The sequence below is a fragment of the Amycolatopsis alba DSM 44262 genome, assembly GCF_000384215.1.
Taxonomy (GTDB): Bacteria; Actinomycetota; Actinomycetes; order Mycobacteriales; family Pseudonocardiaceae; genus Amycolatopsis; species Amycolatopsis alba.
Genome location: NZ_KB913032.1, coordinates 5,286,095 through 5,307,769, shown reverse-complemented (window position 1 = coordinate 5,307,769; position 21,675 = coordinate 5,286,095). Strand labels below are relative to the sequence as shown.

Genomic DNA, 21,675 nt, shown 5'->3' with positions numbered 1-21,675 from the left:
CGGGTCGAGTGAACCGGACCCGACCGACCCGGTGTGAGGAGAGATCATGGCCATGGCGAGCACGGAGTACCCGTTCTCCGAGCTGATGTGGACGATGCTGGTGTTCTTCTGCTGGATCGCCTGGTTCTGGCTGCTGTTCCTCGTCCTGACCGACCTTTACCGACGGCCCGCCGTGTCCGGCTGGGCCAAGGCTGGCTGGACGGTACTGGTGTTCGTGCTGCCGTTCGTCGGCGTCCTGCTCTATCTCGGCACCCAGGGACGGCATTCGCGCTCTTCCTCCACGGTGGACAGAGACGCGGTCGAACAGATCGCCGAGGCGAAACGACTGTATGACCAAGGAGCCATCGACGAGGAGGAGTTCCTTGCCCTCAAACGGAAGGCGCTCTCGTCTTGACCGCGCGGTTCCTCCACCTCGCGATACTGCGGCCGCTGCTCACGGTCACCGCGCTGCTGTGCCTGTACTACCTGCTCCCGGTCGATCAGGGACTGCACGGCTGGACCGTGGCCGCCTTCGCCGGTGGCCTCGCCGTCGTGGCCCTGCTCGTCGTCGGCGAGGTGCGGATGATCCTCCGCTCACCGTTCCCGGCCCTGCAGGGAATCCAGGCGCTGGCCTTGATCGTGCCGCTGTTCCTGCTCCTGTTCGCCGACGTCTACTACATCCTCGGCCAGGACCGGCCGGGGTCGTTCGGCACCCAGCTGAGCAGGACCGATGCCCTGTACTTCACGGTCACGATGTTCACCACGGTCGGTTTCGGTGACATAGCACCGGTTTCGGCGACGGCGCGGATACTGGCGACGATCCAGATGGTGGCGGACCTGATGGTGCTGAGTGTCGCGCTGAGGCTGATCGTGACCGCAGTCCGGCACCGCCGTTCGTCCGCATCGGACAGTTCACCGCGGGAGCAGCACGGCGGCGATCAGCCCGCCCAGCGCGACCAGCGTCAAGGTGGCGAGTGCCAGTGCGAAACCCTGGCCCGCCGCCCCGGCCAGCACGGAACCGGCCAGCGCCGTCCCCACCGAAGACCCCAGGTTGGACACACTGCGCGAGACCCCCGAGATGTCGCCCTGGGCCGTGTCCGGGCTGCGCGACTGGACCAGGTTCACCGACGCGGTCAGCATGATCCCGACCCCGGCGCCGAGCAGGAACAGCCCCGGCACGGCGCTCGCCACCCCCGAATCCGCCCGCACCAGGAGAAGCACGAGCACCAGTCCCGCGATGGCGACCACGAAACCGCCGCGGATCAGGCGACGCTGTGAATGCCGCCGGGCCATCCGCCCCGCGGCCGCCGACGCGCCGAGGATGCCGACCGTCGCGGGGGTCAGCATCAGCCCGGTTTCGATGGCGTCGTAGCCGCGGACCTGTTGCAGGAAAACGGCGATCACGAAGAACGCGCCCTGCAGGACGAGCCACTGCACGTGCTGGGTCACCAGGCCGAGGCGGGTGACCCGGTCGCGGAAGAGCGCAGGAGACACCAGTGGCTCCCGGCCCGCTCGTTCCCGCGCGCGGATGTGCACGGAGAACGCGAACAGGATCCCGGCACCGATCACGAGCAGCATCCAGAAGAGCCAGGTGCCCATCTGGAGCACCCCGATCACGACGAAGAACAGGCCCGCCGCCGAAAGCACCGCGCCGCCGACGTCGAACCGGGTCCGGGCGGGCACTTCCGGCGGCTCCACGAGCCGCAGCGCCAGCACGACGACCAGGCCGACGATGAGCACCTGCAAGAGAAACGATGCCCGCCACCCCAGCAAGGTCGTGACCAGCCCGCCGATGAGCGGCCCGGCGGCCGCCCCGAGCGCGCCCGCGCCACTGACCACACCGAACCGGCGGGCCCTGGTCGCGACGTCGGAACTGGTGACGGTGACCAGGATGTAGATCGGCGGGATCATCAGTGCCGATCCGATGCCCTGCAACAGGGAGTACCCCAGGATCAGCGTCCCCGTCCCCTGCGCGGCCGACGCGAGCAGCGCCCCTGCGCCGTAGACGACGAGGCCGAGGAGGAAGCATCTTTTGCGGCCGAGGAAGTCGGTCAGTTTGCTGCCGGGCACCATCAGCGACGCCATGGTGAGGGTGAACAGCGTGATCGCCGTCTGGACGCCGAGCACCGTCGTGCCGAGGTCCGCGGCGATCACGCTGACGGCCACGGTCATCGTGGTCGCCGCGTAGCTGGCGACGAATTGGGCGAGGGCCAAGGGCGGCACGATCATCGGCGTGGCCTTCCTGCTCGGGTGCCTCACACGGTGTCGTGCCCGGCACCCCGGCCACCTCACCCCTGACGGATGAGGCAGTGGCGGCCCTCCGGGACGACGGTGATCCCCGAACGCACCCCCAAGCCCCGAGGAGGCGCCATGCCCGAAACCGCGATCGCCGAGCACGGCCTGATCGGCGACCTGCAGACCGCCGCATTGGTCACCAGCGGCGGGTCGATCGACTGGTTCTGCAGCCCGCGCTTCGATTCGCCGTCGGTCTTCGGCGCGCTGCTCGACGACGAACGCGGCGGCCGGTTCGGCATCCATCCCGCCGGGCCGTACACCAGCAGGCAGATGTACTACCCGGACACCGCGGTTCTGATCACCCGGTTCTCCGGTGCGGACGGGATCGGCGAAGTGGTCGATTTCATGCCACCGGCCGACGGCACCGCGACCGCCAAGCACCGGATCGCCCGCCTGGTGCGCTGTGTCCGCGGGAAGATCACCTTCGACATGGTGGTCGCGCCTCGCTTCGACTACGGCCGTCGTCCGCACGAGGCGATCATCTTCGGGCACGGCGCCGTCTTCGTGTCGAGTGAGCTGTCGCTGACGCTGCACCCGGTCCGCGAACCCGACGACGAGTACCTCGCCGAGACGCGGCTCGAAGGGAACGACGTGCACCTGCGGCTGGGCCTGGTGGCGGGGCAGGTCCGGGGTGTCGTGCTCGAGACGGATACCGCGGAGCCGCCGCGCGAGATCCGGCTCGCCGAGTTCACCGACCTGTTCGACGACACGGTGGGCTGGTGGCGTTCGTGGCTGGTCCGCTCCACGTACCGCGGCCGCTGGCGTGAGGCCGTGACCCGGTCGGCGATCACCCTGAAGCTGCTCACCTACCGGCCGACCGGCGGCCTGGTCGCCGCGCCCACCCTCGGCCTGCCGGAGGAACTCGGCGGGGAGCGGAACTGGGACTACCGCTACACCTGGGTCCGGGACGCGTCGTTCTCGGTCTCCGCGCTGCTGGCCTTGGGCTTCGCCGAAGAGGCCGCCCGGTTCGGCGGCTGGCTGGGCGACCGGATCCGCGAAGGCGGCAGCGGCGAGGGCGGGCCGCTGGCCGTGCTCTACCGCGTGGACGGTGCGACGGACCTCCGCGAAGAAGACCTCTCGCACTGGTCCGGGTATCGCGGGTCGACCCCGGTCCGGATCGGCAACGACGCGGCGGGACAGCTGCAGCTGGACATCTACGGCGAGGCGCTGGACAGCGTCTTCGCCGCCGACAGGGCGGGTTTCGAGCTGCCCCATCGCGGCTGGATCGCCGTGCGCGCGGCGCTCGACTGGCTCGGCGAACACTGGGACCAGCCCGAAGAGGGCATCTGGGAGACCAGGGGCGGGCGCCGGTCCTTCACCTACGGCCGCCTGATGAGCTGGGTCGCCTTCGACCGCGGCCTCCGGATGGCGAGCACGCACGGCCGTCCCGCCCCGGTCGAGGACTGGACGTGGCAGCGCGACAGCATCTACGACCAGATCCTGAACCAGGGCTGGCACCGGACGCGGCAGGCGTTCGTCCAGCACTACACCGGGGACGAGCTGGACGCGTCGCTGCTGCGGATGCCCCGCACAGGTTTCCTGCCGTCGCGGGATCCGCTGTGGCTTTCCACTCTCGACGCGATCGGGAAGGATCTGGTCACCGACAGCCTGGTCCACCGGTACGACCCGGCGGCGTCCCCGGACGGCCTTGCGGGTTCGGAAGGCACCTTTTCCTTGTGCAGCTTCGCTTATGTCGACGCGCTGACCCGTGCCGGCAGGGTGGACGAAGCGCGGGCGGCGTTCGAGAAGATGCTGACCTACGCCAACCACGTCGGCCTCTACGCGGAGGAGATCGCGCCGAGCGGCGAGCAGCTCGGCAACTTCCCGCAGGCCTTCACCCACCTCGCGCTCATCGACGCCGCGGTCACCCTCGACGCCGCTCTGGGGTGATTGCGCGAAGATGCGGGGATGGGTTACCGGACCTGGATGCGGTACTTCACACCGTCCGCCGTGCATCGACGGCTGGGTCTGGTGTGCCTCGGGGTCGGTCTGCAGCACGGGGCCCTGCCCGTCGTGGGGCCCCGTGTGCTCGACCATTACGTGGCCGTCGTGGTGTCCAAGGGGCGCGGATGGTTCGCCGTTGCGGGCGGGCAGCGGCAGGAGGTCGTCGCGCCCGCACTGCTGTGGCTCGTCCCTGGGGTCGGGCACCACTACGCGCCCGACCCCGGCCAGGGCTGGGAAGAGTGCTTCGTCGACTTCGACGGCAGCGCCGTGGAGGCCTACGTCGAGCTCGGCTACGTCACGCCCGAGGCCCCGGTGGTGCCGCTGGGCGACGTCGAGGTCGTCCGCGACATCGTGAGCCGGATCGTGCGCTGCGCGCGGGGCGGCAGCCCGCTGGCGCAGGTCGACGCCTCGGCGGCCGTGCACCATCTGCTGGTGGCGCTGCGGAGGGCCGCCGACAGCACCCCCAGCGACGGCTCCCTGTTGGACGCGCTGGCGCAGGACGCGCTGCTGCCGATCAGCGTCGCCGAGATCGCGGCCCGCCGCGGCATGACACTGCCCGAACTGCGCGCGGCCGTGCGGCGGAGTACCGAGTCGGGGCTGAAAGATCACCTGCTGACGCTGCGCCTCAACCGCGCGAAGGAACTCCTCGCCACCACACGGATGCCGGTGCAGGAGGTGGCCCAGGCGATCGGCTACGAGGACGCGGCCTACTTCAGCCGGCTCTTCACCCGCCGGGCCGGGGTCTCCCCCGGCCGCTTCCGCGAGTCACGCGTCCAGGCCGTCCCCGGTGGCTGGAGTTCGCGGATCCCGTCTCCCGACGACCCGCCGCTGGTGCCCGACTGAGCCTTGGACTTCCGTACGGCGCCGCTTGGACTTTCCGCGCACTAAGTGCATGAACAACGCTTGAAGTTGAGCGAATGCGTTGACTTACGCGCAGTAACGTTCATAACATCGGCGACCGCCCCGCCAACTGTGGTGCGGGTCACCCTTGGGAGAGAGCCATGCGGACCCTGCCTCTTCTCGGCGCCGCGGCGTTGGCCGTGGCGGCGAGTGCGGTGGTACCGGCGTCGTCCGACGCCGCGCCGCCGGACGCGACGTACACCATCACGGTCGACGCCAAGAAGTCGTTCAGCCCGACCACCGACACCCCGGCGAGCAGCTATGTCGACAAGGACGGCACCTTCTACTTCCAGCAGGCGGCCGCGCTCTACGGCGCCGACCAGCCGCGCGAGTGGGAGTTCTTCAGCGGACGCGATTTCGACAGTTTCACCAAGAACCCGATCAGCACCGCGGTGAACCCGGCCAACCCCGCCGACCGCAACGACGACACGACCTGGCGCTGCAACAACAGCCCCACCGGCAAGGAAGCCACGAACCCGCCCGCCGGATCCGGCTATTCGCAGCGGAACTTCTGCGACCTCGTCGGCACCTGGGTCGATCCGGACACCGGCGACTGGTACGGCCTGATCCACAACGAGTTCACGCCGGAGCCGTTCGGCGCGTACTCGTTCTCGCACTACGACGCGATCGACATGGCGGTCTCGAAGGACCAGGGCAAGACCTGGTCGATCAAGGACCACGCGATCACTTCGCACTACAGCACGAAACGCGGGGACACGGCGGCCTTCCCGAACCAGACGTTCGACTACGGCGACGGCGACCCGCGCCTGTTCGTCGACACCGCCTCCGGGTACTTCTACGTCTACTACGGCTCGCGCATCGTGCCGAAGGCAGGCGCGGGCGGCCCGATGACCGGCCTGGCGCACGTCGCCCGCGCGCCGATCTCGGCCAAGATGGCGACCGGCTCGTGGCAGAAGTGGTTCGACGGCGGCTGGACCCAGCCCGGCGTCGGCGGCCGCGAGAGCAACATGGTCCCGGTGTCCGCCTCTTCGGACACCGGCTATACCCCCGTCGCGGACGACTACGACCCGGCCAACACCGGCAACGTCAGCCAGCAGATCGCCGCGGGACAGCTGCCGCGCAAGTCTGATCTGTTCATCATGAACATCGCCTACAACGCGCATCTCGGGCTCTACATCGGCGCGCCGGAGGCCGTGGACAGCGTCGTCCCCCAGCGCTATTACGTGACCGACGATCTGGCGACGCAGAAGTGGCGGCTGATCGGCGACACCGGGACCTACACCAACCAGTCCTGGTACCGCTGGTTCGTCGACGCCGCGAACAAGACGAACTCGACCATCATCGGCAAGCAGTTCCGGTCGTACTGCGCGGTGGCGTGTTCCGGTGACGCGGGCGGCGAGTACACCACCCAGACCATCACCTCGTCCGCCCCCACACCGTCCCCTGTGGACACCTCCCGCAAGTACCGCATCGGCCTCGGCGACGGCCGGGTTCTCGCGCAGGGCAACGGAAGCGCGACGACGTCCGTCTCGGGCACGACCGGCTCCGACCGTGAAGCGTGGCAGTTCTCCGCCGACGGCGACGGCTCGTACCGCGTCACCAACGCCGCCACGGGCCAGCTCCTCGGCGTCGACGCCGTGCAGGCGGGCCGGGCATGGGGCGCGAAACCCACGGTCACCACGTCCTCGACGGTCGGGCAGCAATGGTTCATCATCCCGTCCACTGTGGACAAGGGAACGTTCCGGCTGGTGAACCGGTACAGCGGGCTCGTGCTCGGCCTGTCCGGCAAGACGTCGCGCCTGGCGGAGACCACGCCGCTCCGCTCCTGGACCGACACCAGCGGGAACACCGTCGGAGGCGGGCGGACCGCGGCCGAGCAGACGCTGAAGTTCACCGACGCCGGCGCGGGCACTCTCGACGGCGTCCACACCCTGACCGCGTCCGGCAAGAATCTCGACGACCCGGATTCGTCGACGGCCACCGGCACCCCCTTGGTCACCTGGTCGCCGAACCAGGGCGCCAACCAGAAGTGGCTGTTCACCAAGCAGTCCGACGGTTCCTACACCCTGACCAACACGCACTCGAAACTGTGCGCCGACGTCGAGGGCGGAGCCACCACCGCGGGTGCGCGGGTCATCCAGTGGACGTGCACCGGCGGACCCAACCAGCGCTGGACGGCGGCGAAACAGCCCGGCGGGACCTACAAGATCGCCAGTGTCCGGTCCGGGCTGCTCCTGACCACGGCGTCCACTTCGGACGGTGCGGCCGTCACGCAACGGGCCGACACCGGCTCCGCGCTTCAGTTGTGGGCGATCAAGTAGCCCGCTTTCTCCTCGTGCGGCCCGTCCCTCGTTCGAGTGGCGGGCCGCACGGTTGCTTCTGTGTGGCCCATCACACTCCCGGTGCACGTTCATGATCCGCAACCGTCTCCCCTTGTGAGAGCACTTTCGGTGAAAAGCTCACCGAAGCGTGGAGGGAGAGCACCATGAAGCACACCGGCATCATCCGCACCGCCACCATCACCGGCGTCGCCGCCGCGCTGAGCCTCGCGGCCATCGTGCCCGCGCTGGCCGCCCCGTCGACCGACCCGGTCACCACCGTCGCGGACCTCGACGGAGACGGCGAACTCGAAACCGTCACCGCCCAGCTCACCGGCGACAACGACCAGGTCATCTCCGCGACCGTGAACGGCACGTTCACCTCGATCCACCTCGGCGCCGACAGCTACGCCGGCGTCCAGGCCCCGCGCGTCACCGACCTCAACGGTGACGGCCGCGCCGAACTCATCGTCACCCAGTCGGTGGGCGCCAACACCACCTTCTTCACCGCCCTGCACTACGACGGCCGCAACCTCAGCCAGGTCGTCGACAACGACAGCAAGCCGCTGTCGGTCGCCGAAGGCGGTGGCATCGCCGCCCACCTCGGCTACCAGTGCACCCCGCTCGAAGGCGGCGGACGCACCTTCGAAACCGTCGCCGCCGAAGCGGACGACATCAGCGCCGACCCGCTGACCTACAGCGGCACCCGCACCGTCTACACCCTGCGCGACGGCGCGCTGACCACGCAGAGCACCATCGCGATCGACCACCGCCCGGTCACCGACCCGGTACTGAGCGCGGACGCCACCACCTGCGCCCAGCCCGGCGCCTGACCGCGCACGGCCACGCGCAAGTCCGTGAAGGCCTCCTTCCCTACCTTCAGGGTAGGCAAGGAGGCCTTCACGGACTATGTGCCGATGTCACGGCGCTCGCGCTGCGGGGAGCGTTGCGAAAGCCACTTTCGCAACGTTGAAGGTTGCGAAAGTGGCTTTCACAACCCGCCTCTCACTACCTCAAGGGCCGATCGACGTTTACGGGGCGTAGGTCAGGCAATTCGCCGAGTGGTCACCTTCACCCGGTCCGACGCGGACACTCGATGCGGTGCATTCCAGCGCCGAATTGTGGCGGCAATCGGACCGGGAGCAGGCACCCACCTGCGCGGTCACCCGATCGAGTCCGCCTTTGGTGTTGAGCGGGACGAATGTTCCGCAATCGGCCGAGCCATTGCCGCCGCCCACCGTGATGGCGAAAGCGTGACAGCCGTCGTGGTTGTAGGAGCATCCGCTGACCGTGCATTCGTGGACAGCGGGCATTTCCGTGGTGGTCATAACGACTCCTGTACATCGTGGTGGTGGTGGTGTCGTTCGGTATGACCAGGGTTACACCGCTCCTCGCGGGCGGCAATTCGGGGAAATTCATTCACCTCTGACGAGCAGCCGTTCCAGCCACGATTCCCGCGCGGCGAGACACGATCGTGCGACAGCGGATTCCGGCGCGAGATCGTAGAAGCCGTGGAAAGCGCCGCCCCAGACGTGCAATTCCGCTTCTCCCCCGGCGGCCCAAATCGCACTCGCGTAGGCGACGGCCTCGTCACGGAACACCTCGGCAGCGCCCGCGTCGATGAACGTCGGCGGCAGACCGCTGAGGTCCGTCGCGCGCGCCGGGGCCGCGTAAGGCGAGACGTCCGGCGTGCCGCGCCGCTCCCCCAGGACCATCGTCCACGCCGTCATATTGCTGGTCCGGTCCCAGACGCCGACACCGTCGTATTGCCGCGCCGACACGGTCTCGTCGCGGTCGTCGATCATCGGGCATTGGAGCAGCTGCCCGGACAGCACCGGCCCGCCCCGGTCCCGCGCCATCAGCGTGACACCGGCGGCGAGACCACCGCCGCCGCTCCCGCCGAAGATGATCAGCCGATCCGGATCGAACCCCAGCTCGTCCGCGTGCGCGGCCATCCAGTCCAGACCGGCGTAGCAGTCTTCCACCGGCACCGGATGCGGATGTTCCGGCGCACGGCGGAATTCGACCGTGACCGCGACGGCGTCGTACTCCATCGCCCACTCGACGAGCGGATGCACGGACGCGAACCGGTCGCCCATCACCATTCCGCCACCGTGGACGTGATAGATCCCCGGCCCGCCGGGTCGGTGGTCCTCGCGCGCGATGACCGAGACCACGATCTCCGCGCCGCCGTACCCGTGGATCGGGTGATCGGTCCAGGTGACCGGGCGATCGCCGATCTGCTCCTCGATGGTCGGGAACTTCATCGCCCGGTAGCGCTCCAACTGCTCCGCCGTCATGCCGACCGGGACGTGTCCGGCCAGCGCGGGCAGCACGGCGGCGAGTTCGGGATCGTATGCGGGCTCCACCATCGCGTGAGCCTAGCCACCCGGCGCCGACAATCCGTATACGACCGGGTCAGAGATCGACGTCGAGACGCGAAGTCGCTCGGGAGACACAGCAGTACATGCGCCCCGCTGCCGCGCCGATGTCGTCGCGGTGCTCCGGCTCGCCTCCGACGACGGAGATCTCGCAACTGCCGCAAACCCCCTCACGGCAACCGGACTGAATCCGGTATCCCGCGTGGTTCAAAGCGTCCAGCATGGACTCCTCCGCGGCGACCGTGACCGTCCGTCCTGATCGGACACAGTTCACCTCGAACGGCTCATTGGGCCCGAATTCCTTGGCCACCGGCTGGAAACGCTCCAGGTGCAGCCCCCGCGCGGGAAACGCCGCCTCGGCCGCGTCGAGCATGGAAGCGGGGCCGCAGCAGTAGACCAGCGCGTCCGGGCCGAGTTCGGCGGCGAGCGCGGCGAAGTCCGGTCTGCCGTGCTCGCCCGTGGCGTGGACGCGCACGCGGTCACCGTAGGCGGCCTGGAGTTCGGCGGCGAACGGCATGGTGGCCACCGACCTGCCCACGTAAACCAGTCTCGCCGAGGCACCCGCCGCCGCCAGCATCGGCAGGACGGGAGTGATCCCGATCCCGCCCGCGACGAACAGGTATTCCGGCGCCGGCAGCAAAGGGAAGTTGTTGCGCGGCAACGAGACTTCGAGGGTCCGGCCTTCGCGCAGGAACAGGTGGACGTACTCCGAACCGCCCCGGCTGAGCCGGTCGTACCGGACGGCGACCCGGTAGCTGCCGCGATCGGCCGGATCCCCGCACAGCGAATACTGCCGGGTCAGCCAGTTCGGCAGCGACAGATCGATGTGCGCGCCCGGCTCCCAGGGGGCCAGCGGGCCATCGGCGCCGCGCAGGACGAGGGACACCGTGCCTTCGGCGACCGGCTCGACGCGGTCGAGAATGGTCTTCTGCATCACCGTGATCTCCTCAGTACAACTGCCGGTAGCTGGTTTCGAGCATCTCCTCCAGCACCGACGGATCGAGGTCGAGGCCCATCTGCTCGGTGGCGATCTCGCCTGCGGACGGCAGTTCGTCCGCGAGTGCCTGGCTCGCGGGATCCCAGAGCCGGGACCGGACCAGCGCGCGTCCGCAGTGGAAGAAGGTCTCGGCGACCTCCACGATGATCGCCAGTTCCGCCGCCTTGCCTTCGGTGCGCATCCGGGCGAGGACGTCCGGCTCGTCGGTGGGGTACGCGTGCCCGTTGACGCGGAACACTTCCCGCATGCCGGGGACGACGAACATCAGCCCGATCCCGTCGTTCTCGGAGAGGTTGCGGAAGGAGTCGGCGAGTTTGTTGCCCGGCCGGTCGGGGATCGCCAGCGTGCGTTCGTCGAACACCTTGACGAAACCCGGATAGTCGCCGCGCGGTGAGCAGTCGGGCAGGCCCGTCGCGTCGGCCGTCGCCATCGCCACGAACGGGGCATGCGCGATGAACCGGCGGCCGTGCCGGTCGACGCGGTCGTGGACCTTGTCCTTGATCATCGCCTCCGGCTCCCCGAGCCGGGCGCGCACCTCCTCGTACGAGATCCGGCGCGGACGCGTCTCATTGACGAGATAACTGCTGGTCATGGCACAATTATGAGCAATTGTTCAGTCTGTCCGCTACTCGCTTTCACGCCGCTTCACTCAGGAGTGCCATGACGTCGGACCAGCGCCGCATCCAGCCACGTAAACAGCCGCGTCAGGTCCGGGCCGAGCTGACCCGGCAGCGCATCCTCACCGCCGCTGCTCACATTTTCGCCGAGCACGGGTACGCCGCGGGGACGACGAACCGGATCGCCGAGCGGGCCCGCGTCTCGATCGGCTCGCTGTATCAGTACTACCCGAACAAGGACTCGATCCTGGCCGAACTGCTGACCCGTCACCTCGACGGCGACCGGGGCACCGCGACGCTGCGTCGCTACAAGGAATCGGCCGAACCGCTGGAAACCATCATGAGAGCGTTCGTGCGCACGGTGATCGACAACCACCTCGACGATCCCCAGCTGCTGCGGATCATGATCGAGCAGGCACCGCGCTCCGGCGAACTGCTGGAGCGCGTCACCAGGGTGAAGTGGGAGATGATCGACGACCTGCTCGATCTGCTCGACGCTCATCCCGAAGTCCGTGTCCAGGACAAGGACACCGCGGCCCGGCTCGTCACGTCGACCGTGGAGCTGACCGTGCATCAGCTCATCGCCGCGCCGGACTCCATCGACCTCACGCGGCTCGAGAACGAACTCGTGACGATGATCACCGGCTACCTTCGCGGCTGATTTTTCGGGGTTGACCAGGCGCTGAATGGGTACCCACCGGTGTGATCCGAGCAGAGAACAGGATGCGCGGCCTGGCCGCCCGCTGGCGGCGAAGAGGCGGCACGCTCGCGTTGGCGTGGACGTTGATCACGTTAGGCCTGGTCACCATGCTGTGGGTGTCGGATTTCCGTGCGTGGCCGGTGTACCTGACGGCGGCGCCCGGTGCCGTCGTATCCGTTCTGCTGTGGATCGGCGTCGCGCGCGCCCGCCGGAGGCCGAGCTAGTTCGTCGCGCGGGTGGCCAGCTTGTCGAACTCTCGATCCGGCAGTGTCCTGTTGAGTTCGAGGAGTTTCTCGGCGAGATGGCCGACGGCGTACCGCGTTTCCGGGCGGTCCGACTCGATGGCACGGCGGACGGCGTCCACGACCACGCTGGGATCGGAGCCGTCGCCGAGTCCCGTTTCGCCTTGCCGCGCCATGGCTTCCGCCATCTTCCCGTACGCCCCGCCACCGGAGATCTCCCTGAGCTGCGCGGAGGTCTGGTCCTCGAACTCGGTCTTGATGATGCCCGGCTGGATGATCACGACATCGATCCCGAAGGGCTCGACCTCCATGCGAAGCGTGTCGGAAAAGGCTTCGAGCGCGTGCTTCGACGCGTAGTACCAAGCGCCGAGCGGCAAAGCGATCTCACCGCCGATCGACGAGACGTTCACGATCGTGCCGGACCGCCGCGCCCGCATGGCGGGCAGGACGAGCTGGACCAGCCGCGCCGGCGCGAGGAGGTTGACTTCGAGCTGGTCGCGCGCGCTGTCGAGCGGCACGTCCTCGACGGCGCCGTGCAGGACGGTTCCGGCGTTGTTGACCAGGACGTCGATCCGCTGCTGCTCGTCGAGCACGGTGTCGACCACCCGGCGGAGATCGTTTTCGCTCCTGGCGTCCATCTTCAGCGGATGGCCGCCCGCCACGCGCAGGTCGTCCATCTTCTCCACGCGCCTCGCGGCGCCGTAGACCGTGTGCCCGGCGCGCAGCAGCTCCAGTGCGGTGGCGTGGCCGATCCCCGACGAAGCGCCGGTGACCAGGCAGACCTTGGTCGTCATCCCGTGTGCACCTCCCGATCTCCTCACCGTTCACGAAACACCAGATTTCCTTGTCCGGCAACGTCGATTCGCCGTTTGTCCAGGTGAAAGGCTTACAATCGATGCAATGACCATGGAGCTGAATGCACCAGGACCGGAGGACGGATGCCGGGAAACCGCCTGACCCGCGACGAGCGCGGGCAGATCGCCTCGGGCTTGGCCGCCGGGCTCACCTACGCCGACATCGCCCGCGGGCTGGACCGCCCCAAGTCGACGGTCATCCGCGAGGTGGCGCGCAACGGCGGCGCCCACGGCTATCGGGCGGGCCAGGCGCAGCAAGCGACCCAATGGCGGGCACGCCGCCGCAAACCCGGTCCGCCGAGCTTCGCCGAACCCGTCGAGCGCACCCCGGAGGCACTGCGGGACTTCGAGACCGAGTTCGCGGGCATGATGGCCGCGACCGGGGTCCCGTCGATGATGGCCAGGGTCCTGGCCTGCCTGTTCACCGGGGACACCGGCGGCAGTACCGCCGCCGAACTCGCCGCCAGGCTCAAGGTCAGCCCCGCGTCGGTGTCCAAGGCCGTCGGCTGGCTGGAACAACGCGGCTTGATCGGCCGTGAACGCGAGGGCAGGCGGCAGCGGTACGTCATCGACGACCAGTTCGGCTACCGGGCCTGGCAAGCCAGTCTCGAAGCGATGACAGCGTGGGCGGACGTCACCCGGCGGGGCGCCGGGCTGTTCGACGGCCCGGCGGGCGCCCGGCTGGACGCCACCAGCCGGTTCTTCCGGCATCTGCACCGGGACATGAGCGAAGCGGCCGAACACTGGCGGCGGACGAGCCCGCGGTGACGTCATTTCGACGGTCTCCCGCCGGATCCGGCCGTGCCAGGATCCGATGGCACTAGGCGTAAACCGAGGGGCGGAAACATGGGAGCGGTGGTCGCGGCGCTCGCCGCGGGCTGCGCGGTGCTGGCGGTGTTCCTCCCCGGCGGGGCGGCCCGCCCGGACCGGCCGGATCTCGAACTGGCACTGGTCGCCGCGGCGGCGGTGCTCGCGGCCCTGCTGACGTTCGGGAAGTCCACCGGGGCGAAGGTTTCCGCGCTGGTCTGCGCGGCGGGTGCGGCGGGCTGGGCGATCTTCTGCCTGAGCACGGACCTCGGCAGCGGCACGCCGGGGAGTTCGGCGGCGGTGCTCGCCGTCGCCGCCGTCGTCACGCTGGTGGCGGCGGGGCTCCCGCGACCGGTCCGGTGGTGGTTCGCGGTCCCGCTCGTGGCGGTGCTCGCCGCGGGAACGGTGACCGCGGTGACGACCGTGCCGGGGCTGGCCGTGCGGTCCACCACGGCCCCGGCCGTCGCCGCGCCCGCGCTCGCCGACCGGGTGACGGCCACGCCGTGGAGCTGGACCCCGCCCAGCCCGGTGCGCGGCGTGGTCGCGGCGGGCGCCGGGGTCGCGGTCGCCGGAACGGCTGGTGAGGTCACCGCGCTCGACGGGCCGACGGGCGCGGTGCGCTGGACCTACGCCCGCCCCGGCGCCCACGTGCGCGCGCTCGTCCCCACTCCGGACGGGCTTCTGCTGCTGGCCGTGTTCGCTCCCCGCGACGGCGGGAAGGACCGCCAGCACCTCACGGTTCTCGACGCGTTCACCGGCGTTCCCGTCCAGGAGACGCTGATCGACGACGTGCACGGCCCCGATCCGCTGGCGCCGACCTCCACCGTGCTGCCGTCGCTCACCTATCTGGGGAACAACGATTTCCGCGTCGACGCGCTCGACCTGCGAAGCGGAAACCCGCTGTGGTCGTGGAAAGCGCCGGAAGGATGCGTTTCCCCGTTCGCGCTGCCCGCGAGCGGCCGTGACGTGGTGCTCGCGCCGCTGCTGTGCCAGTACCGGCTCAGCGTGCTCGGCCTGGACGAGCGCACCGGCACCCCGCGCTGGGAGCACCGGCTGCCGGTGGCCCGGCCGTCGGACGAGAAGGCCGACTACTACCTGCACTCCGCTCCCGGCGGCGGCAAGGTTTCCCTGTCACTGCGCTACTCCGGGCTCGCCACCGGCAGCAACACCGACGTCGTGCTCGACGCCGCCACCGGCACCCTGCTGTCCACAATGGATCCCAAGGCGCCGACGCGGATCACGCTCGGCCCGGTGGCCGTCTCGGAACGCGACGAGAACGGGAAGACCACCGCGGCCACGCTCGACGGCGGGGTGGCCGTCGACCTCGCCGCCTGCCCGGACCGGCGGGCCCAGGCCACCACGCCGACGGCCTACCTGCGCCTGTGCGGCTCGCCCGGCGGCGGGATGGTGGTGCACCGGCAGGAACTCGACGGCTCGCCGTCGTCCACCCTCCCGGTCTCGTGGCCACCGGCCGCCGAACTGACCGGCGGCCTGCTTTCCGGCTCCGGCCGCCACGCGCTCATCCCGGCGCCCGGCGCACTGGTGGCCGCCCGCGCCGGCGACGCCGCGGTCGTCGGGTTCCCCGCGGCCCGTCCGTGAAGGCCTCCTTCCCTACCCTCAAGGTAGGGAAGGAGGCCTTCACGGACTCGGGGGCCGAGCCTCGCGCAAGGCGGCCTTCCAAGCGTCGAGGTAGGCCGAAGCGGGCACTCGGGACCGCCGTTCGAACACCGGTTCCCCGGGATCGTCGGACTCGGCGATCAGCACGTCCTCGCCCTCGCGCCAGATCAGCAAGAACCAGCATTGGTCGCTTTCCCGGAACGGCTCCTGCGAGGTGCCCAGCGGGACGTCGTCGAGCGTCCAGTCCCGCAAAGTCACTTCCACGTTGTCCCACCAGGAGAATTCGGCGAGCACCGTGTCCTCGCCGTCGATGAACCGCAGCCCGTCTCCCATCCCGCTTCCCCGCGGGAACAAGCGCACGGCGAATCCCTCGACCGGCATGAACGTGCTCGTGTCCAGGTCCGCGATGAGGTCGTCCACGAGGACGACTTTACGGTGAAGGGCGGGCGGCCGAGTCCACCCGCCCTCGCGAAAAACACCTCGTTCGACCGGGAAAGTCCGCTAGCCGCCGGATTCCCGGCTGCCTACGCTGAATTCCGCGCAAGAAAATCACCAAATCCTCGGGAGTCTCCAGTGAGAAAAACGAGAATCGTGTTCTGCGCCTTATTCGCCATCGGGGCCACCTGCCTCTCCCCCGCGGCATCGACGGCCCAAAACGCGTTCGCCTTGTCCAGTACCGCTTTCGCCAACGGCGGCCTCATCCCCAAGGTCCACGAATGCACCAGCGGCGGCGGGAACGATCCGGCCAAGAAGAACGAGTCGCCGCCGCTGGCCTGGTCGGGGGCGCCCGCCGCGGCCAAGAGCTACGCGATCGTCATGCGCGACCTCGACAACAACAACCTCATCCACTGGGTCATCTACGACATCCCGGCGGCCACGGCCTCGCTCCCCCAGAACGTCCAGCACGTCTACCAGCCACCCGTTCCCGCCGGCTCCCGGCAGGTCTACTACCGCGGGAGCGCGAGCCTCTTCGGCTACCAGGGACCGTGCTCGCCCTCGACGGTGAACACCTACGAGTTCGTCGTGCACGCCCTCAACCGGGCGTCGCTCACCAACCTGAACTCCAACTCCTCCACGCAGACCGCGGCCAGGGCGATCACCGCGGCCTCGATCGGCTCGGCGAAGATCAGCGGCGAATCGTAGCTCGGTGACATCGGCGGGACACGCAGAGCCAACCCGTGTCCGCGCCGCGAGGCCCGCTGCTCAGCCGTGGCAAGATCGGCCCAATGCAGATCGGGATGCTGGGCCCCTTCGAGGTTCGCGCGGATGACGGCGTCCTCGCCGACGTGCCGGGCGCCCGGCTGCGGGGATTGCTGATCGCCCTCGCGCTCGAACCGGGCAAAGTGGTCCCGAAAGCGACGCTCGTCGACTGGATCTGGGGCGAACAGCCACCGGCAGACGCGACGAACGCCTTGCAGCGCTTGGTTTCCCGACTGCGGAAGGTGCTGCCGGAAGGGGTCGTCGAAGGGCAGACGGACGGCTACCGGCTGAAGGTGGAGCCCGACGCCGTCGACGCCGTGCGGTTCGAACGCCTTCTCGGCCAGGGTCGCGGCGGCGAAGAGCCGGGGCGGCTGCGCGAGGCTCTCGCCTTGTGGCGCGGTGCGGCCATGCAGGACGTCGGCCTGCAGGACAGCGACGCGTTCGACGCGGCGGTCACCCGGCTCGAAGGGCTTCGCCTGACGGCCTTCGAGGACCGGTTCGACGCGGAGCTCGACCTCGGTCACGGCGCGAAACTGGTCACCGAACTGACCGACCTGGCGGCCGCGCATCCCCTGCGCGAGCGGCTCGTCGCCGCGTTGATGCGGGCCCTCGCGGCGACGGGCCGCGACACCGACGCGCTCCTCGTTTACCAGCGCACGCGGGAAGCCCTCGCCGACGAGCTGGGCGTCGACCCGTCGCCGGAGCTGTCCGCGGTGCACGTCGCGCTGCTGCGGGGCGAGCTGGGACGGCGGGAGGAGAACCGCAAGACCAACGTGCGCGCCGAGCTGACCAGCTTCGTCGGCAAGGACGCCGACGTCGCCAAGGTCCGGGAACTCGTCGCCGAACACCGGCTCACCACCCTGATCGGGCCCGGCGGTTCGGGAAAGACCAGGCTGGCCTCGGAAACCGCGCGCACCCTGCTCTCAGACCTGCCGGACGGGGCCTGGCTGGTGGAACTCGCGGCCATCGGCGCGGACGGCGGCACGGGGGGCGGGAAAAGCATCGCCCAGGCGACCTTGGCCGGGCTCGGCCTGCGGGACGCGCTGCTGGGGGACTCGTCGAACGCCGAACCCGTCGAACGCGTGATCGCCGCGATCCGCGACCGGGAAGTCCTGCTGATCCTCGACAACTGCGAGCACGTGATCGAGCAGGCCGCGGCCTTCGCCCATCGGGTGCTCGGGGAGTGCCGCCGTCTGCGGATCCTGGCGACGAGCCGGGAGCCGCTCGGCATCACCGGTGAGGCGCTGTGGCAGGTCGTACCGCTGGCCTTGCCGGATCCGCGGGCCGCGCCCGGCGAGATCGAATCCTCCCCCGCCGTCCGGCTGCTGCGGGACCGGGCGAGCGCGGTGCGCAAGGATTTCGTGGCCGACGAGGCGACGCTGTCCACGATGGCGCGTGTGTGCCGGGTGCTGGACGGGATGCCGCTGGCGATCGAACTCGCCGCGGCCCGGTTGCGCACGATGTCCATCGACCAGCTCGCCAACCGGCTCGACGACCGGTTCCGCCTGCTGACCGGCGGCAGCCGGACCGCGCTGCCCCGGCACCGGACGCTGCGCGCCATGGTCGACTGGAGCTGGGAGCTGCTGACCGACGCCGAACGGACGGTCCTGTGCCGTCTCTCGGTGTTCTCGGGCGGGGCGAGCCTGGAAGCGGCCGAGCACGTCTGTGTGAGCGAAGCCGTCGAGCAGTACGAGGTGCTCGAACTGCTCACCTCGCTGACCGAGAAATCGCTGCTGGTCGCCGCGGGTGACGCGGCGCCGCGCTACCGGATGCTCGGCACGATCAAGGAGTACGCCGAACTCCGGCTCGCCGAAGCGGGGGAATCGGCGCTGGCGCGCGACGCGCATCTCGCCTACTTCATCGAACTCACCGAGGCCGCGGAACCGATGCTCCGCCAGGCCGAGCAGCTGGAATGGCTCGCGAAGCTCAACGCCGACCACGACAACATCACTTCCGCGATGCGCGGCGCGCTCGCGGCGGCCGAGGCACCGGCGGCGATGCGGCTCGCGGCGGCCTGCGGCTGGTACTGGTGGCTCAGCGGGCACCGCACGGAAGGCATGGAACTGGTCAGCGCGGCCGTCGAAGTGCCCGGTGAGACGCCCGACGAGGTCGCGGCCGTGGTGTACGGGCTCGTCTCGCTGTTCATCAGTTCCGGTTTCGCCGACGAGAACACCGCGGCGAAGTGGATCCACGAGTCGTACCGGCTCAGCCAGAGCGGCACGGAGCACCACCCGCTGTTCGGGCTCGTCGCCGCGCTGCAACGCATGCTGACGGGAGCGGAACCGGTGGCCGCGTGGGAACCGGTGCTGGAGGACGAAAACCCCTGGGTGCGCGCACTGGCCCGGCTGCACCTCGGCAAGCTCCGGATCACGCTGGGTCTCCCCGGACCGGAGGCGGAGACGTACCTCGAGCAGGCGCTCACCGAGTTCCGCGCCCTCGGCGAACGGTTCGGGATCTCGTTCGCCCTGACCGAACTGGCGGACCGGATCGCCACCCGCGGCGAGTTCGCGACCGCGTGCGAGTACTACGAACAGGCTGTCACGGTGGTGACCGAGGTCGGTTCCGTCGAGGACCTGATCCGCCTCCGCTCGCGGCAGGCGCAGCTGTACTGGCTGATGGGCGACGAGGAAGCCAGCGCGGCCGCCGCGGCCGAAGCGCAACGGCGCGCCGAACAGGTCACCTGGCCGGGCGCGCTGGGCATGCTGGGCCTCGCCCGTGCGGAACTCGCGCACTGGCGCGGCGAAACCGAGGAAGCCGCACGCGAGCTCGACTTCGCGACGGCGGTGATGGGCGACGAAGCGGAACTGGGACACGTCCGCGCCATCACTCACGACCTTCTCGGCTACTTCACGGAAGATCTCGGCGAATCACGTGAGCACCGGAAGGCGGCATGGGAAGCGGCGGCCGCGGTGCGGCACGTGCCCCTGATCGCCCACATGATCGTCGGGATCGCGGACTTCGCCCTGCGCAGCGACGACCCTGAGCAGGCCGTGCGGCTGCTCGCGGCGGCCGACGAACTGCGCGGGCTGCCGGACCGGTCGCGCCCGGACGTGGCGCGGATCGAGGAGACAGTGCTGCGCCGCCTCGGCGAAACGAAGTTCGCGGAGGCGGCGCGAGAAGGCAGCACTGCGGATTGGAAACAACTCGTCGAGGTCACGCTCGCTTCTTGAACGTCGAGGACGCCCACAGGTAGCCGACGAGCGCGATCCCGGCGCACCAGCCAAGGGCGGGGAGCACGTCGCTCGCGGCGGGCGCCCCGTCGAGGAGCCCGCGCAGGGTCTCGATGATCGGGGTGAAGGGCTGGTACTCCGCGAATTCCCGGAGTCCGGGGCCCATCTTCTCGGCAGGCACGATCGCGCTGCTGAAGAACGGCAGCATGACCAGCGGCACGGACGCGATGCCCGCGGTTTCCGGGGACTTCGCCGCCAGGCCCAGCGCGATGGTGAGCCAGCCCGCCGCGAAACCGAGCAGCACGACCATTCCGACGACACCGAGCCAGTCGAGGAAACTCGCCGACGGCGAGAAACCCAGCAGGAAGGCCACGCCGGTGAGCGCCGCGATGGCGATCAGGTTGGTCAGCAGGCTGGCGACGACATGTCCGGTCAGCACCGCGCCGCGGGAGACGTCCATGACCTTGAAGCGGTTGATGATGCCCTTCGTCATGTCGGAGTTCACCGCGGTCGCGGTGGCGCCGAGGCCGTAGCAGACGGCGAGGAGCATCAAACCCGGTGTCGCGTAGTCGATGTAGTCGACGCCGACGCTGAACGCGTCCCCGAAGACGTACACGAACATCAGCATCATCACGACCGGCATCAGGATCGCGTTGAAGACCGAGGTCGGGTTGCGGGTGAGGTGCTTGAAGTTACGGCGCAGCATCACCAGCGAGGGGGACTTGGCGCTTACGGTCTGCGTGGTCATCACTTCACTGCTTCCGTGTCGTGGCCCGTCAGGGCGAGGAAAACGTCGTCGAGGTCAGGGGTGTGGACGGAGAACTCTTCGGCGGCGAGCGAGTGCTCGTCGAGCCGGTCGAGCAGCGACCGCAGGGATTTCGTCCCGGCGTCGCTGGGGACCCGCAGGGCCAGCGCCTCGTCGTCACGGGTGGCCGCGGGGAAGATCCGCGCCGCGGCGTCGAGTTCGGCGACGGTGGTGAACCGCAGCCGGACGTGCGTGCCGGGCATCCGGCGTTTGAGTTCGTCAGGGGTGCCGGTGGCGACCAGGCTGCCTTGGTCGAGGACCGCGATCCGGTCGGCGAGCTGGTCGGCTTCTTCGAGGTACTGGGTGGTGAGGAAGATGGTCACGCCGCCGGCCACCAGCTCGCGGATGATCGACCACATCGTGCGGCGGCTGCGCGGGTCCAGTCCCGTGGTCGGCTCGTCGAGGAAGATGATCCGCGGGTCGCCGACGAGCGTCATCGCCAGATCCAGTTTCCGGCGCATGCCGCCGGAGTAGGTCGACGCCGGTTTCTTCGCCGATTCCACCAGGTCGAACCGCTCCAGCAGCTCGCTCACGACCCGCTTGCCCCCGGTGGCGCGCCGGTTCAGGTCCACCATCAGCTGCAGGTTCTCCTGCCCCGTCAGCAGTTCGTCGACCGCCGCGAACTGGCCGGTGACCCCGATCGCCGCGCGCACCGCCTTGGCCTCGGTCGCGAGGTCGTACCCGGCGACCTTGGCCGTCCCGCCGTCGGCCTTCATCAGGGTGGTCAGCAGGTTCACCGTCGTCGTCTTGCCGGCCCCGTTCGGGCCGAGCAGGGAGAAGATGGTGCCCGCGGGGACCTCCAGATCGATCCCGTCGAGCACGACCTTGTCCCCGAAGGTCTTTCGCAGCCCGGAGACCGCAATCGCTGTGTCGTTCATGGACACCACT

At 69.5% G+C, this 21,675-nt stretch carries 20 protein-coding genes and 1 pseudogene; 12 read left to right on the top strand and 9 right to left on the bottom strand.

Annotation, left to right across the window (positions count from 1 at the left end):
• Window positions 1–46: 46 nt before the first annotated feature.
• Window positions 47–394 carry an SHOCT domain-containing protein gene (locus AMYAL_RS0125335; protein WP_020634064.1) on the top strand — a complete coding sequence of 116 codons (348 nt, stop codon included), beginning with the start codon at window positions 47–49 and terminating at the stop codon, window positions 392–394.
• A 167-nt stretch (window positions 395–561) separates the two neighbouring features.
• Window positions 562–801, top strand: a pseudogene (locus AMYAL_RS50390) (potassium channel family protein); the annotation flags it as partial.
• A gap of 90 nt (window positions 802–891) precedes the next feature.
• On the opposite strand, the gene AMYAL_RS0125325 reads toward AMYAL_RS50390, so the two are convergent.
• Window positions 892–2,208 (bottom strand): MFS transporter, encoded by a 1,317-nt coding sequence (locus AMYAL_RS0125325; protein ID WP_020634062.1) that lies wholly within the window; start codon window positions 2,206–2,208, stop codon window positions 892–894.
• Window positions 2,209–2,349: 141 nt separating this feature from the next.
• Between AMYAL_RS0125325 and AMYAL_RS0125320 the strand changes: the two genes are divergently transcribed.
• The 4 genes from AMYAL_RS0125320 (at window position 2,350) to AMYAL_RS0125305 (ending at window position 8,230) form a co-directional block, all read left to right on the top strand.
• Entirely contained in the window at window positions 2,350–4,164 is a 1,815-nt protein-coding gene (locus tag AMYAL_RS0125320; RefSeq protein WP_020634061.1) for a glycoside hydrolase family 15 protein, read from the top strand.
• 18 nt (window positions 4,165–4,182) lie between these two features.
• The gene (locus tag AMYAL_RS0125315; RefSeq protein ID WP_020634060.1) at window positions 4,183–5,061 is read left to right on the top strand and encodes a helix-turn-helix domain-containing protein; all 879 of its coding nucleotides are present in this window, start codon (window positions 4,183–4,185) and stop codon (window positions 5,059–5,061) included.
• 158 nt (window positions 5,062–5,219) lie between these two features.
• Window positions 5,220–7,400 carry an RICIN domain-containing protein gene (locus AMYAL_RS0125310; RefSeq protein ID WP_020634059.1) on the top strand — a complete coding sequence of 727 codons (2,181 nt, stop codon included), beginning with the start codon at window positions 5,220–5,222 and terminating at the stop codon, window positions 7,398–7,400.
• Window positions 7,401–7,564: 164 nt separating this feature from the next.
• Complete coding sequence (locus AMYAL_RS0125305) at window positions 7,565–8,230, top strand: FG-GAP repeat domain-containing protein (protein WP_020634058.1); 666 nt, start codon at window positions 7,565–7,567, stop codon at window positions 8,228–8,230.
• A gap of 198 nt (window positions 8,231–8,428) precedes the next feature.
• Here the strand turns inward: AMYAL_RS0125305 and AMYAL_RS0125300 are convergent, their stop codons facing one another.
• The 4 genes from AMYAL_RS0125300 to AMYAL_RS0125285 all read right to left on the bottom strand — a co-directional run bounded on the left by AMYAL_RS0125300 (window position 8,429) and on the right by AMYAL_RS0125285 (window position 11,367).
• Window positions 8,429–8,725, bottom strand: a complete 297-nt coding sequence (locus AMYAL_RS0125300; RefSeq protein ID WP_020634057.1) for a DUF1540 domain-containing protein — start codon at window positions 8,723–8,725, stop codon at window positions 8,429–8,431.
• Window positions 8,726–8,812: 87 nt separating this feature from the next.
• Window positions 8,813–9,769 (bottom strand): alpha/beta hydrolase, encoded by a 957-nt coding sequence (locus AMYAL_RS0125295; protein ID WP_020634056.1) that lies wholly within the window; start codon window positions 9,767–9,769, stop codon window positions 8,813–8,815.
• 46 nt (window positions 9,770–9,815) lie between these two features.
• Window positions 9,816–10,712: a PDR/VanB family oxidoreductase gene (locus AMYAL_RS0125290; RefSeq protein WP_020634055.1), complete on the bottom strand. Its 897-nt coding sequence runs from the start codon at window positions 10,710–10,712 to the stop codon at window positions 9,816–9,818.
• A gap of 13 nt (window positions 10,713–10,725) precedes the next feature.
• Window positions 10,726–11,367, bottom strand: coding sequence for an MSMEG_1061 family FMN-dependent PPOX-type flavoprotein (locus tag AMYAL_RS0125285; RefSeq protein ID WP_020634054.1), 642 nt, complete (start codon window positions 11,365–11,367; stop codon window positions 10,726–10,728).
• A 68-nt stretch (window positions 11,368–11,435) separates the two neighbouring features.
• Between AMYAL_RS0125285 and AMYAL_RS0125280 the strand changes: the two genes are divergently transcribed.
• Both AMYAL_RS0125280 and AMYAL_RS0125275 read left to right on the top strand, forming a co-directional pair.
• Window positions 11,436–12,053 (top strand): TetR/AcrR family transcriptional regulator, encoded by a 618-nt coding sequence (locus tag AMYAL_RS0125280; RefSeq protein WP_020634053.1) that lies wholly within the window; start codon window positions 11,436–11,438, stop codon window positions 12,051–12,053.
• Window positions 12,054–12,094: 41 nt separating this feature from the next.
• Window positions 12,095–12,316 carry a hypothetical protein gene (locus AMYAL_RS0125275; protein WP_245193037.1) on the top strand — a complete coding sequence of 74 codons (222 nt, stop codon included), beginning with the start codon at window positions 12,095–12,097 and terminating at the stop codon, window positions 12,314–12,316.
• On the opposite strand, the gene AMYAL_RS0125270 is transcribed toward AMYAL_RS0125275, so the two are convergent.
• Window positions 12,313–13,128, bottom strand: coding sequence for an oxidoreductase (locus AMYAL_RS0125270; protein WP_020634051.1), 816 nt, complete (start codon window positions 13,126–13,128; stop codon window positions 12,313–12,315). The genes AMYAL_RS0125275 and AMYAL_RS0125270 overlap by 4 nt on opposite strands.
• A gap of 144 nt (window positions 13,129–13,272) precedes the next feature.
• Between AMYAL_RS0125270 and AMYAL_RS0125265 the strand changes: the two genes are divergently transcribed.
• Window positions 13,273–13,956 (top strand): helix-turn-helix domain-containing protein, encoded by a 684-nt coding sequence (locus AMYAL_RS0125265; RefSeq protein WP_020634050.1) that lies wholly within the window; start codon window positions 13,273–13,275, stop codon window positions 13,954–13,956.
• 78 nt (window positions 13,957–14,034) lie between these two features.
• Window positions 14,035–15,594, top strand: coding sequence for an outer membrane protein assembly factor BamB family protein (locus AMYAL_RS0125260; protein ID WP_020634049.1), 1,560 nt, complete (start codon window positions 14,035–14,037; stop codon window positions 15,592–15,594).
• A gap of 39 nt (window positions 15,595–15,633) precedes the next feature.
• Here the strand turns inward: AMYAL_RS0125260 and AMYAL_RS47815 are convergent, their stop codons facing one another.
• The gene (locus tag AMYAL_RS47815; protein WP_020634048.1) at window positions 15,634–16,032 is read right to left on the bottom strand and encodes a hypothetical protein; all 399 of its coding nucleotides are present in this window, start codon (window positions 16,030–16,032) and stop codon (window positions 15,634–15,636) included.
• Window positions 16,033–16,203: 171 nt separating this feature from the next.
• On the opposite strand from AMYAL_RS47815, the gene AMYAL_RS0125250 reads away from it, so the two are divergent.
• Window positions 16,204–16,755, top strand: a complete 552-nt coding sequence (locus tag AMYAL_RS0125250) for a YbhB/YbcL family Raf kinase inhibitor-like protein (protein WP_020634047.1) — start codon at window positions 16,204–16,206, stop codon at window positions 16,753–16,755.
• An 83-nt stretch (window positions 16,756–16,838) separates the two neighbouring features.
• Complete coding sequence (locus tag AMYAL_RS0125245) at window positions 16,839–19,982, top strand: AfsR/SARP family transcriptional regulator (protein WP_020634046.1); 3,144 nt, start codon at window positions 16,839–16,841, stop codon at window positions 19,980–19,982.
• On the opposite strand, the gene AMYAL_RS0125240 is transcribed toward AMYAL_RS0125245, so the two are convergent.
• Together AMYAL_RS0125240 and AMYAL_RS0125235 are read right to left on the bottom strand one after the other, a co-directional pair.
• Entirely contained in the window at window positions 19,966–20,730 is a 765-nt protein-coding gene (locus AMYAL_RS0125240; RefSeq protein ID WP_020634045.1) for an ABC transporter permease, read from the bottom strand. The genes AMYAL_RS0125245 and AMYAL_RS0125240 overlap by 17 nt on opposite strands.
• The gene (locus AMYAL_RS0125235; RefSeq protein WP_026467428.1) at window positions 20,730–21,665 is read right to left on the bottom strand and encodes a daunorubicin resistance protein DrrA family ABC transporter ATP-binding protein; all 936 of its coding nucleotides are present in this window, start codon (window positions 21,663–21,665) and stop codon (window positions 20,730–20,732) included. Before AMYAL_RS0125235 ends, AMYAL_RS0125240 begins: the two co-directional genes overlap by 1 nt.
• Window positions 21,666–21,675 lie beyond the last annotated feature (10 nt).